A 12,280-nucleotide genomic window follows, 5' to 3' on the forward strand; every position below is an offset into this window, starting at 1 on the left:
ACCTCGCCGATACCCTCCGGGCCATCCTCGACGGACACCCCAGATCCCGCATCGAGGACCTCATGCCCTGGTGCTACGACCAAGCGTCAAGCCTCGCTGCATAGGGCCTCGTCGTCGCGCTTACGTTTGAATGGTCATCTGGTCCAGTCGCGACTGGCAGCGAAACGGATGATCGGGGCTATTATGGCTTCATGGAGAGATCGACTGACCTGCCCGCTGCGGCGCGCCGTGGATTCACGACGGCCATCACCCGTCCCGCGCGTTTTTGGCCTTCCTGAGAGGGGTGCCAAAATGTAGGCACGTCTCATCGCATTGACATGACGGCAATTTTTTAAGCGCCGTGGTGGAGCCCGGCAAGATGAATTCGACGTTTTCCCTCCTTCTGGTCTTCCTGGCCCGGTTCTTCATGCCGCGGCACAACGCGCAGATGCGGCTGCTCAAGGCCCAGATCCATATTCTCCGGGCCCGCATCCCGGCGCAAAGGATCATCCTGTCGCCCGCCGAGAAATCCGAGCTGCTGCGCATCGGGGCGGAGTGCGGACACGATATCGACGGGCTTATGGAGGTGGCCAGGCCCGCGACCTACAAGCGCTGGCTTGCCCAGATGCGTGATGGGCGCGCCTTCAAGGCCGTGGGCAGGCCGCGCCTGACGCAGGAGCTGCGCGACGTCGTCATTCGCATCGGCTCGGAAAATCTCCTCTGGGGCTACAAGCGGATCGCCGGCGAGCTGAAAAAGCTTGGGCTCTATGCAGGCGCCAACTCGGTCAAGCGCATCCTCGATGAGGCGGGCATCCACCCTAGCCCCGAGAAGCGAAAGAAGAAGCCGGCCCTGCCGTGGAGCACCTTCGTCAGGGCGCATATGGAAAGCATGGTCGCCTGCGACTTCTTCACCAAGGCCGTGTTGACCGCCCGTGGGCCGCTGACGGCTTATGTGCTGATCTTCATCCACCTTGGCAGCCGCCGCGTGTTTTGCAGCGCCCCGACCTACGCCCCCGACTCGGCATGGGTGACCCAGCAGGCCCGCAACACGCTGATGTGGTGCGCGGAAGAGGGGATCACACCACGCTTCCTGATCCGCGACGCCGACACCAAGTTCAGCGCCAGCTTCGATACCGTCTGGGCGTCGGAAGCCGCCCGCGTCATCCAGATCCCGCACCGGGCGCCGAACGCCAATGCCTTTGCGGAATCCTTCATCGGCACCATCAAGCGCGAATGCCTCGATTTCTTCGTCTGCTTCAGCCGGTCGCAGCTCGACTATATCCTGCGCACATGGGTGCGCCATTACAATGTCGAGCGTCCGCACCGCGGCCGGGACATCGGGAACAACGTGCTTCAGGTGGATTTTCGCCCCGCCCGCGACGGCCCGATCTGCTGCCGGCGCCAGCTCGGCGGCATCGTTACCTCCTACACACGCGATGCGGCGTGATCCGTGGTTCGAGAGCGAGCCGCAGAAAGCCTGACGGCTTTGACGCCGAGGGCATCCGCCAGAGCGACTCCATTTGGAACCATCAGTGCGTCAGCCCGCTGACCATATTGCCGGGCCGTTGCTCCCGGACCTTCAGTCCCGGCGTGAAACTTCGCTCTGATATCGACGCTCACGTTCGGGCCAGGTGCTCCTGATGAAGGCAAGAACCGCCCGGATTTCCGCATCGCTCAGCACAACGGCAAACCCGGGCATGTCGCTTTCATAGCCGCCCCCGACGACAGCGGCGGTGCCTTCCTTCACGATGCGGAACAGAAGTTCGTCGGAGTGATGCCAGGTGTGGCCGCTGGCATCGTGTGGTGGTGCGGGCAGGCGGCCGGAGGGCAGCGGGGATTGCCAGTCCGGCTGTCCTTCCAGCGATGCCCCGTGGCACGATGCACAGTGATCGGCATAGAGTCCGCGCCCGGCCTCGATCGTCCTGGTGGAGTCAGCGCTTGTCGCGTGCTTCTTGCCGAATTGCCAGATGAACAGGAGCGCAAGGGAGAGCGATACTGCCATCACAAATACCAGATGTGTTCTGGAAATCCCGCGCAATCGCTCCTCCGAATCTTCCGTCATGGATCACGATCATCACGATTTCGTTCATGTGGGCGCAAGCCTGCGGCATTGGCGGCAATGGACAATTGCGACCGGTCTTCCTATCTTCGTCGCATGTTTGGTCGCATAGTCGCGCTTCTCGTCGTCCTGTCCTTCGCCGTCGTCACGGCGATGACGGCGGCGCATGCGGCGCGCACGATGCTAGATGGCACAATGGCGGCCGCCCATGACAGCCACATGATGGTGAAGCCAGATACCGGCAGCGCCGATTGCGGAACGGGATCGGATTGCGGCACCAGCGATGCCGCCGCCTGTGCCATGGCCTGTGCCGGTGTACCCGGCGTCATCGCGTCTGTTCCGGACGCGGCAATCGAGGATCGCCCGCGCGCCGCCCATACCCTGCCGGTTGACATGGATGCTCCCGGGCAGGGTCCGGGCCTGAACGAACGACCTCCCAAGATCCGTCTCCTCTGATCTCGCCCCGGGCCCTCGCCCGCGGCGGCCCATCGGACCTGACATGCGGGACGGCAGTCCCGAGGAGACGAACATGAACAATCTTACCCGTCGCGGCTTTCTGGCCGCAGGCGCTGCCGTGCTGGCAGCCGCCCATCTTCCCCGTGCCGCCTATGCCGAGGCGGCCCCACTCGCCTTGACCGCAACCCGCAGGACGCTCGACATCGGCGGGCGGGCGGCCACGGTCTTCGGCCTTGCCGGCCCCGGCGGTCAGGGGCTGACCCTCGATCCCGGCCAGCGGTTCCGGGTCGATCTGAAGAATGATCTCGACGTCCCGACCATAATCCATTGGCACGGGCAGATCCCGCCCAATGCCCAGGATGGCGTGCCCGACATGCCGCTGCCGCTCATCGCGCCGGGTGAGACGCGGTCCTTCGATTTCGCCCCGCTGCCCGGCACCTTCTGGATGCACAGTCATGTTCCGCTGCAGGAAATGCAACTGCTGGCCGCTCCACTGATCGTGCGCGCTCCCGAGGATCTGACCGCCGACCGGCAGGAGGTCGTGCTGTTCCTGCACGATTTCTCGTTCAAGACCCCCGAGGAGGTGCTGGCCGAGATCGGCGCCGGCGGTGGCGGCAGCCACGGGGGGCACGGCGACGGGATGCAGGCCATGGGGTCCGGCATGATGGGCATGGGCGCGATGCAGCGGATGGACCACGGCTCCATGGGCGGCATGGCGATAGGCGGCATGGCCATGGACCTGAACGATTACGACTGGGACGCCTATCTCGCCAATGACCGCACGCTTGCCGACCCGGAGGTGGTGGCGGTGGAGCGCGGCGGGAGGGTACGGCTGCGCGTCATCAACGCCGCCGCCGCGACGGTGTTCTGGATCGACACCGGCGCCGCCCGGGCGCGGCTGATCGCCGTGGACGGGCATCCGGTGCAGCCCGTCGCGGGCAATCGCTTCGGTCTTGCCATGGGGCAGCGCCTGGACCTCGACATCGACTTGCCAGCCGAAGGCGGCGCCTGGCCGATTCTGGCGCTGAGGGAAGGCGCACGCGAACGCACCGGCCTGATCCTCGCTACGCCGGGGACCGCAGTTCGGCGCGTCGAGAGCCTCGCCGACACCGATACCCCCGCCTTTGACACCGATCTGGCACAGGAGTCGCGGCTGATGGCTGCCGATCCGCTGACCGAGCGTCCGGTCGATCGCAGCCAGATACTGATGCTGGGTGGCCAGATGCAGCCCTATGTCTGGACGATCAACGGCGCCACCTGGGGTGAGCACAGGCGGGTCACTGCGAAGTCGGGCGAGCGGGTGGTGCTGTCCTTCCACAACATGTCGATGATGGGGCACCCGATGCATCTGCACGGCCATGTGTTCCAGGTCGTCGGCCTGAACGGACGGCGCGTCGCGGGTGCCCGGCGCGACACCGTTTATGTGCCGCCGATGTCGATGGTCGATATCGCGCTCGACGCAGGCGAGGCGGCACGCTGGATGCTGCACTGCCACCACATGCCGCATCTGGCCAGCGGCATGATGACCGAGTTCGCGGTCAGCACATGACCGCGCAATGCCGAGGGCGCCGCATGTCAGCGCCCCTCGGCGGAGAACCTGCAACGGGCAATATTTCAAGCTTCCCGATCGCCTCTTGACCTTCCAGCGGTTGGAAAGCGCAGAACAGGTGAAACGCAAGCTCAGGATGAAACGCCGAGGAGGCGTGGAAATGACCAGCAAGACCGAACACGATCACCAGAAACATGCGCACGCTCGTTCGACCCACGGGCATGTGCACGATCACGCGCAAGACCACGCGGCCGCCGCGCCGGACACAGCCCACAAGGTCAAGGACCCGGTCTGCGGCATGATGGTCGATCCCCACACGACCGCGCACAAGGCCGAGCATGGCGGCCGGCCCTATTACTTCTGCTCGGCCGGATGCCGAACGAAGTTCCTGGCAGACCCGGACCGCTATCTGGATCCGGAAGCGGCGACCGAGAAGGCCGAGCCGGTTCCGGAGGGGACGATCTACACCTGCCCGATGCACCCCGAGATCCGCCAGGTCGGACCGGGGTCATGCCCGATCTGCGGCATGGCGCTGGAGCCGGTGCTGGTCAGCCTGGAGGTCGGGCCCAACGAGGAACTGATCGACATGACGCGCCGGTTCTGGATCGGGCTGGCGCTGACGATTCCGGTGGTGGTCCTCGAAATGGGCGGCCATTTTCTTGGCCTGACCCACTATATCGGCCAACTGACCTCGAACTGGTTGCAACTGATCCTCGCGACGCCGGTCGTGCTCTGGGCCGGTTGGCCGTTCTTCCAGCGCGGCTGGCAGTCGCTGGTCAACCGCAGCCTCAACATGTTCACCCTGATCGCCATGGGCACCGGGGCGGCGTGGATCTACAGCGTCGTCGCCACGCTGGTGCCCGGCATCTTCCCGGACGCGTTCCGCGAGCATGACGGGTCGGTCGCGGTCTATTTCGAGGCGGCGGCGGTCATCACCGTGCTCGTGTTGCTGGGTCAGGTGCTGGAATTGCGGGCGCGCGAAAGCACCAGCGGCGCGATCCGCGCGCTCTTGGACCTTGCGCCCAAGACCGCGCGGATCATTCGTGACGACGGCACCGAGGAGGAGGTGCAGCTCGACAGCGTTCACGTCGGCGACCGCCTGCGGGTGCGGCCCGGCGAGAAAGTCCCGGTCGACGGCGCGGTGCTGGAAGGCCGCAGCGCCGTCGATGAATCGATGGTGACGGGCGAGTCGATGCCGGTGACCAAGGAGGCCGGCGCCACCGCCATCGGCGGCACCATGAACCAGTCCGGCGCGCTGGTGATCGAGGCGCGGAAGGTTGGCCGCGACACCATGCTGTCGCAGATCGTCCAGCTCGTCGCCGAGGCGCAGCGAAGCCGCGCGCCGATCCAGCGGCTGGCCGATCAGGTCTCGGGCTGGTTCGTGCCGGCGGTGATCCTGGTCGCGGTGCTTGCCTTCATCGCCTGGTCGATCTGGGGCCCGGAGCCGCGTTTCTCCTTCGGTCTGATCGCTGCCGTGTCGGTGCTGATCATCGCCTGTCCCTGCGCGTTGGGACTTGCGACGCCGATGTCGATCATGGTCGGCGTCGGTCGTGGCGCGCAGGCGGGCGTGCTGATCAAGAACGCCGAGGCGCTGGAGCATATGGAGAAGGTCAACACCATCATTGTCGACAAGACCGGCACCCTGACCGAAGGCCGGCCGGCCGTCACCGCCATCGTTCCGGCTGCTGACTTCGGTGAGGACGAGGCACTGCGGCTTGCCGCCAGTGTGGAGCGGGCCAGCGAGCATCCGCTGGCGCTCGCCATCGTCCGCGCCGCCGCGGAGCGCGGTCTCGACCTCGCCCCGGTTGCGGATTTCGACTCGCCCACCGGCAAGGGCGCCTATGGCACCGTCGAGGGCAAGCGCATCCCACTCGGCAACGCGAAGTTTCTCGCCGAGCAGGGCGTCGATGTCGCGCCGCTGGCCAACGAGGCCGACCGGCTGCGCGCGGACGGGGCGACCGCGATCTTCATGGGCGTCGATGGTCGCCTCGCGGCAATCTTTGCCATCGCCGATCCAGTCAAGCCCTCGACGCCCGAGGCGCTGGCCGCGCTCAAGGCGCAAGGCATCCGCGTGGTCATGCTGACGGGGGACAACTGGACGACGGCGAAGGCCGTCGCCCGCCGGCTCGGAATCGACGAGGTCGAGGCCGAGGTTCTCCCCGATCAGAAAAGCGCGGTCGTCGCGCGGCACAAGGCGGCGGGCGAGGTGGTGGCGATGGCCGGCGACGGCGTCAACGACGCGCCGGCGCTGGCTGCCGCCGATGTCGGCATCGCCATGGGCACCGGCACCGATGTGGCAATGGAAAGCGCCGGCGTCACCCTGCTCAAGGGCGATCTCAACGGTATCGTCCGCGCCCGCCGGCTGTCGGAAGCGGTCATGGGCAACATTCGCCAGAACCTGTTCTTCGCCTTCATCTACAACGCGCTTGGCGTGCCGGTCGCGGCGGGGGTGCTCTATCCGTTCTTAGGCATCCTGCTGTCGCCGATCATCGCCGCTGCCGCCATGGCGCTGTCCTCGGTCAGCGTGATCGCCAATGCCGCCCGGCTGCGGAGGGTGAAGCTGTGATCGCCGTGCGGCATCAACAGCCGAACCCGCGCACGCACATGCCGACGTCGTGCCGCGGCAGATGCGTACCTGCTCACCCCTTCGTGCGTCGCGCCCCGACCGTGACGGCGAGACAATGCAATCCACGAAACGAGGTTTGACGATGAGAAACGATCACAACATCAGCCGGCGCACCATTCTGGCCGCTGTCGGCGTGCTGCCCTTGCTGATGTCGATGCCGGGGCGGGGACATGCCGAAGCGCTGCCGCTGGTGAGCGTCAGCAAGGATCCGTCCTGCGGCTGCTGTGACGGCTGGGTCGCGCATATCGAGGCGGCGGGGTTCCCTGTGCGGGTAGTGGAGTCCGCCGACATGGACAGCCTCAAGCAACGCCTCGGCGTGCCGGCCGATCTGGCATCGTGCCACACCGCCGAGGTGGGCGGCTATGTGGTCGAGGGCCATGTCCCCGCCGAAGCAATCCGCCGCCTTCTGTCGGAGCGGCCCGAGGCGACAGGGCTGGCCGTTCCCGGCATGCCCGCCGGTTCGCCTGGCATGGATTTTCCGGGCGTGGATCCCGAACCCTACGAAGCGTTCCTGTTCGGCCAGACCACCCGCAGCTTGGGGCGCTTCCTCGGTTCACGGGAAATTTGACACAGGCAGGCCCGACATGACCGCCCAGTTTGCGCATGATCGAAAGCAGTACCTGGCCGAGGCGGCTCGCATCCGTCGGCGGGGCGGTCTCTTGACGGCTGGTGGCGCGCGATGTGAACGCGGCAACGCATCGGTCTCGCGGGTCACCGAGAAGGCAGGTGGCGCATGAGCGAGCGTGCACGAGTTGCTTTTCGGGCGGGGTATGGCCGATTGCGCCAGGTTGCAGTCTGCATCCTGCTGCTTGCCATCGGCGCCCTGGTTCTGCAGGCGCCGGCACATGCCGGCCCAGCCGGACACGCCATCCACCAGCAACAGAGCGCCGCCACGGCAGGCCACTGCACCCAGCATCACATGCTGGTTGACCATGGCGCTGGTTCAACTGCTGGCTGCGTCAGTGCTGACAGCGGCGTCAGTCTGGTGGACTGCTGCCAAGCCTGTCTGATCGCCGCCGTTCCCGTCGAGCCGCCGGCGTTGGGCGTATCCGCAAGTAGTGAGGTTTTTCTCGGTCTGCGCCGTGACTTCTGCGGGCGATCCCCCGAAGGAATCCTGAAGCCGCCCCGTCTGATCGCGGCGTGAGCGCCGGGAATTGTCGGGAGATCCCGAGATGTCTCCGGCCGCCCCGCGCCAACCCGAGAAACCGACGAACAGAACGGAGAACCGCGTCCGCGAATCCGGGCCGGGGCTCTCGGAACCAAAGGATGAAATCAATGAATCGAACCGTAATCGCCCTTTCCGCCAGCATCCTCTCCGGCCTGGCGGGCGCTGCCTTCGCTCAGGCCGAGCATGACACCCACCACCCGGCAACCCCGCCCGCACAGGCGGAGCAGGTGCCCGCGCCGACGCCTCCCACAGGCCAGATGCCCCACATGCAGGGCATGGCCGGCATGCAAGGGATGATGCCCGAGCAGTGCCAGGCCATGATGCAGGCCATGACTCCTGAATGCATGGGCGCGATGCAGCAGATGATGCAGGGCGGGATGATGGCCACGCCGCACGCCGAGGCGGCTCCGGCGAATGAAAGCCTTCCCGACTTCACTCGGGCCAATATCGAGGCCATGGATGCGATGCACGGACCGATGATGGACGGCGTCATGGCCGACGATCCGGATGTCGCCTTCGTCCGGGGCATGATCCCGCATCATCTGGGTGCGATCGACATGGCCAGGATCGTCCAGCAATATGGGGACGATCCGCAAACGAAAGAATGGGCCGCCCAGATCATCGCGGCGCAGGAGCGCGAGATCGCCGAAATGCAAGCCTGGCTGACGGCGAATGCCGGCGAGGCGTCGGCACCCTTGGGTCAGACAGGTGGAACCGTCTATTCCGCCAATGAAGGCGGCAACTCGATCAGCGCCATCGACCTCGGCACCGGAGCGGTCGACACCGTCTCGATCCCGGTCGCTCCTCACAACGTCGATCTGACCCCCGATGGCAAGCTGCTGTTGGCGGTTGGCGAGCCTGCTGCCGGCGGAGATCATGGCGCGGACGGGCACGGGCATGGCGCGGAAGGCGCGGCCGAGGGTCTGCTGGTCATTTTCGATCCGCAGAACATCGCCGCGCCCAAGGCGACCGTCGCCGTGGGCTCCCACCCGGCGCATGTTGTTGCGGACCGGATGGGGCGCGCGTTTGTCGCGCTGTCGGGCGGCGGCGAGATCGCGGTGGTTGATCTCGAAAAGGCCGAGGTCATCGGGCGCATTGCGACGGGCGACTATCCGCACGGCCTGCGGCTTAGCCCGGATGAGACCGAGCTCTATGTGGCCAATGTCGAGGACGGATCCGTGTCCGTCATCGACACGCAGGCGCTCTCCGAGGTTGCGCGCATTCCGGTGGGCGCAGCGCCGGTCCAGGTCGGCTTCACGCCTTCGGGCGCTCAGGTCTACGTCTCGCTTCGGGACGAAAACCGTGTGGCGGTCATCGACACCTCTACCCGCGAGGTGACGGACAGGATCGATGTCGGGCCGAATCCGATCCAGATGTTCGCGACCCCGGACGGAGCCTATGTCTATGTGGCCAACCAGGGCACCGACGCGGAGCCGAACGACACCGTGTCCGTGATCGACACCGCGACCGGTCAGGTGGTGAAAACCCTCACCACCGGTGGCGGCGCACATGGCGTCTCGGCATCGGCGGACGGTGCCTTGGTGTTCGTGACCAACATCGCCGATGACAGCGTGTCGATCATCGACGTCGAGAGGCAGGAAGTGGTGAGCACGGTGCCGGTCGGCGATCGTCCGAATGGCATCGTCTACGGCGGATGAGCCGTTGAGCAATCGGCGCCGGGGATCTCTCCGGCGCCAGTCGTCGGCCGGGGACTGAGCGCGACTCCCGGCCGCCGTCGAAGATCTTGAACTTGATGATGATGCCGGTCAGCAGCGCCAGCACTACGCCGGCCGAGATCCCTGCACGCTGTCGGGGTGCTGCTCGCGCTGCTTGCCCCGCCGCTGCAGCGAGCAGCAATCCAATGGTCTGGTCGTGGGTATTGGGGCTGAATCGGCTGCAATTGACTGAGCTGCTTGGCGCGACAAGTTCACAACTTGTCACTGCTGGCATCGGTGAAGCCTAGAAGGTGCAGGGTGCACAATTGTGCCCATCGCCGCACGGGACAGATGTGGCATTGCCGTGCCACCATTCCGGCGCAGCGAATCCCTGCCGCTCTTTGAATCTGTGAACCTGTGATCCGGGCCGGGCGTGTCGCTCCGGTCGAGGCGTCTGGCGCTTCCCGATGCGATGCCGCCCGGCCCGGCATTCACACACGCTGGCGTTCATGCCTGCAGATCAAAAGTCCGTCTCGACATAGACCCCGGTGCAGTCATAGGCGACGGCGGCGGCCGTTGCGCCGGTGTTGAGGAAGAGCCGCGGCGACAGGAACTGGGTTGCGGCGGGCAGATCGGCGCTGATCTCCTGTTCGAAGACTGCGCCGGAGACCTCGTCGACGACCCGCACCCAGACGGAGCTGCCATTCGGCGGGGCGGCGATGTAGAGGGTCAGCACGCCGCCAGTGGCGATGGCGAAGCTCGCCCCCATGTCGGTCTGCGTCGGGGCCCCGGTTCCATCGTTCGCGACCAGCTGCCATCGGGTGTGCGTGCCGCGCTGGAAGCCGATGCCGATGCAGTTCACCACGGCGGCCAAGGTCAACGTCGTCGCCAGCGCGGCCGTGGATCCGTAGAGACCGAAGAACCCCATCCCGGTCGCCTGCAGGGTCGTCAGCGACAGCCGCGTGACAAAGGTCCAGCCGCCAAGCCCCGCCGCATTGCCGCGCCAGCAGGCCCAGCCTGTGGAGCGCTGATCCGCCACTGAGTCAACGACTGCCGCCGAGGTCAGTCGCCAGCGTCGCATGGAGGTGGCGAGGTTCGTTGCGGCCAGTGCGGGCGTGGAAACGGTGCCGACCGAGGTGATCGGCAGGCCTTCGCTGTTGATCGTGGTGCCGGTAGAGGGCGACCAGTTGGCGATGCGGTTCACCCCGAAGTGGGGTTGCAGCGGGAAGTCGCGGCCGGAGGGACGCATCACGTCGATCCACGGCGCCCCGGCGCGGCTGCGGGCGTAGATGGCGGCCTTGCCTGCGGGCGGCGGAGGCGGGGCGGCGGCCAGTCCCGGCAGGACCGTGGGCTGCGGCAGTTCCACCTGGCCGCTGGTGCGGTCGATCCGGATCGCATCAAAGAAGGTCGAGCCATCCGGGCTGACCTTGAAGCTGAAGTCGTCACTGCCGAGAAGGCCGATCAGCGCGCGGGCGGAAAAGCCCGTCTTGAAGGCAAAGGCCGCATCGTTCCCGGCCGCCGCTTTGTTGACCGTGGCCTCGATCCCGGCCCCGGCGTTGTTGAACAGGAGCGCTGGGGTGTTGACCGAAACCCGATTGTAACTGTCTGCCGTTGCCCCGCCGAGGCCGAGCAGCTGCGCAGTCAGGTTGGCCTGGGGCATGCCGACCTGCGTGACGGCATTGGCGAAGGTGACCATCGGCGTGTTGATGACGGTCGTGCCCCCGGCCCCGGCGGTGGCCGAACCGATGTTGACGACCGTATTCGACCCCGACGCGCCACCCGTCCCGAGGTTCACGGTCTTGGTGACGCCGGTGGTCGTGGCCCCGGTGCCCATGCCGTATGTGGCGGTCGTCGTCGCTGTGCCGATGCTGGCCGTGGCCGCCGAGACCGTCACAGTGCCCGAGGCGGTCAGCGTCCCTGAGAAGGTCTTGTTCCCGGTGAAGGTCTGGGTACCCGCAAGGATCGCGAGTTCTGACGAGGTGTTGGGCAGCGTGTAGCTGCGGGTCGTAGCGGTGGAGATGCCCGAAAGCGAGAAGACCGCCTTCTTGGTCGGATCGGTGTCGTTGACGAGACTGAAGACCGCATCCGAGATGTCGCTCGGCTCACCCACGACCTCCCAGGCGGCCCCGGTCCAGACGAGCAGCAAAGCCTCGTCCTCGACCCATGTCCGCCAGCCGATGCGCGGCGGGAGGCGTAGCCAGGCGCCGTCGTTCCAGAGGGCGATGTTTAGATCCCAGCCCACCCAGTCGCCGGTCGCGCCCGAGCCGACGATGTAGCGATCGCCATCGGCGGGACTGACTGGCGATGCGGTCAGGTCCCGGTCAATAACGGAAAGCTGGACGAGTCCGTCGAGGATCCGCAGCGCCTCGTTATGGGTGACGTGCTTCTGGGCCTGCGCCGCGAGGATGTAGGGCAGCAGGAGATGGGTCGTGGCGTCGGGCATGGGATGGCCTTCAGAAGATCAGCGTGACGGTTTTCGGCGCGCCCCGCCCGACGAGGGCGGAGAGCTGATAGATGCGGATGTCGAGCGTGTCGCCGGGGCCGAGCAGCGCGCCCCAGTCAGCGGTCTGGGCGGCGGCGGTGTAGACCGCGCTGGTGGTGGCAGTTGTCAAGGATCGCTTGACAACTGCACTGTCGAGGATCTCGACCTCGTAGGCTTCGAGTTCCTCGGCCAGCGGCACCTCCAGCCCGCCCCAGCTGTCGGCCGCCAGCGCGCGGGACCGGCGCGTCCAGCGGATTGTCAGGTCGCCGGGCGTGCGCGGGACGCGCCATGGCTGCTCGACATGGG

Annotated in this window: 10 protein-coding genes; 7 read left to right on the plus strand and 3 right to left on the minus strand. The window is 66.5% G+C overall.

Annotated features, from left to right (window positions below):
* Positions 1 to 358 precede the first annotated feature (358 nt).
* Positions 359 to 1,426 (plus strand): integrase core domain-containing protein, encoded by a 1,068-nt coding sequence (locus tag GL279_RS18535; RefSeq protein ID WP_155066092.1) that lies wholly within the window; start codon positions 359 to 361, stop codon positions 1,424 to 1,426.
* Positions 1,427 to 1,558: 132 nt separating this feature from the next.
* Here GL279_RS18535 and GL279_RS18540 read toward each other — a convergent pair whose 3' ends face one another.
* A complete protein-coding gene (locus GL279_RS18540; RefSeq protein WP_425495620.1) occupies positions 1,559 to 1,981 on the minus strand; it encodes a c-type cytochrome in 423 nt (140 codons plus the stop codon).
* 117 nt (positions 1,982 to 2,098) lie between these two features.
* On the opposite strand from GL279_RS18540, the gene GL279_RS18545 reads away from it, so the two are divergent.
* From GL279_RS18545 to copM, 6 genes are all read left to right on the plus strand, one after another.
* Positions 2,099 to 2,494 (plus strand): hypothetical protein, encoded by a 396-nt coding sequence (locus GL279_RS18545; protein WP_013654527.1) that lies wholly within the window; start codon positions 2,099 to 2,101, stop codon positions 2,492 to 2,494.
* A 73-nt stretch (positions 2,495 to 2,567) separates the two neighbouring features.
* Positions 2,568 to 4,043 (plus strand): multicopper oxidase family protein, encoded by a 1,476-nt coding sequence (locus tag GL279_RS18550; protein WP_155066094.1) that lies wholly within the window; start codon positions 2,568 to 2,570, stop codon positions 4,041 to 4,043.
* 160 nt (positions 4,044 to 4,203) lie between these two features.
* Entirely contained in the window at positions 4,204 to 6,609 is a 2,406-nt protein-coding gene (locus GL279_RS18555; protein WP_155066099.1) for a heavy metal translocating P-type ATPase, read from the plus strand.
* A 142-nt stretch (positions 6,610 to 6,751) separates the two neighbouring features.
* Positions 6,752 to 7,237 (plus strand): DUF411 domain-containing protein, encoded by a 486-nt coding sequence (locus GL279_RS18560; RefSeq protein WP_155066095.1) that lies wholly within the window; start codon positions 6,752 to 6,754, stop codon positions 7,235 to 7,237.
* A gap of 165 nt (positions 7,238 to 7,402) precedes the next feature.
* Positions 7,403 to 7,813: a hypothetical protein gene (locus GL279_RS18565; RefSeq protein WP_155066096.1), complete on the plus strand. Its 411-nt coding sequence runs from the start codon at positions 7,403 to 7,405 to the stop codon at positions 7,811 to 7,813.
* 131 nt (positions 7,814 to 7,944) lie between these two features.
* Complete coding sequence (copM, locus tag GL279_RS18570; RefSeq protein WP_246175409.1) at positions 7,945 to 9,495, plus strand: CopM family metallochaperone; 1,551 nt, start codon at positions 7,945 to 7,947, stop codon at positions 9,493 to 9,495.
* Between the two features lie 517 nt (positions 9,496 to 10,012).
* On the opposite strand, the gene GL279_RS18575 is transcribed toward copM, so the two are convergent.
* Both GL279_RS18575 and GL279_RS19205 read right to left on the minus strand, forming a co-directional pair.
* Positions 10,013 to 11,935: a DUF2793 domain-containing protein gene (locus tag GL279_RS18575; RefSeq protein WP_155066098.1), complete on the minus strand. Its 1,923-nt coding sequence runs from the start codon at positions 11,933 to 11,935 to the stop codon at positions 10,013 to 10,015.
* A 10-nt stretch (positions 11,936 to 11,945) separates the two neighbouring features.
* Positions 11,946 to 12,280: hypothetical protein (locus GL279_RS19205; protein WP_425495619.1), on the minus strand; the 335-nt coding region annotated here is incomplete at its 5' end.

Origin of the sequence: Paracoccus limosus, assembly GCF_009711185.1 — a bacterium.
GTDB classification, from domain to species: domain Bacteria; phylum Pseudomonadota; class Alphaproteobacteria; order Rhodobacterales; family Rhodobacteraceae; genus Paracoccus; species Paracoccus limosus.

Coding starts and splice junctions, on each gene's coding strand:
- GL279_RS18535 (WP_155066092.1), top strand. CDS start 359: ATGAATTCGACGTTTTCCCTCCTTCTGGTCTTCCTGGCCCGGTTCTTC.
- GL279_RS18540 (WP_425495620.1), bottom strand. CDS start 1,981: ATGGCAGTATCGCTCTCCCTTGCGCTCCTGTTCATCTGGCAATTCGGC.
- GL279_RS18545 (WP_013654527.1), top strand. CDS start 2,099: ATGGACAATTGCGACCGGTCTTCCTATCTTCGTCGCATGTTTGGTCGC.
- GL279_RS18550 (WP_155066094.1), top strand. CDS start 2,568: ATGAACAATCTTACCCGTCGCGGCTTTCTGGCCGCAGGCGCTGCCGTG.
- GL279_RS18555 (WP_155066099.1), top strand. CDS start 4,204: ATGACCAGCAAGACCGAACACGATCACCAGAAACATGCGCACGCTCGT.
- GL279_RS18560 (WP_155066095.1), top strand. CDS start 6,752: ATGAGAAACGATCACAACATCAGCCGGCGCACCATTCTGGCCGCTGTC.
- GL279_RS18565 (WP_155066096.1), top strand. CDS start 7,403: ATGAGCGAGCGTGCACGAGTTGCTTTTCGGGCGGGGTATGGCCGATTG.
- copM (WP_246175409.1), top strand. CDS start 7,945: ATGAATCGAACCGTAATCGCCCTTTCCGCCAGCATCCTCTCCGGCCTG.
- GL279_RS18575 (WP_155066098.1), bottom strand. CDS start 11,935: ATGCCCGACGCCACGACCCATCTCCTGCTGCCCTACATCCTCGCGGCG.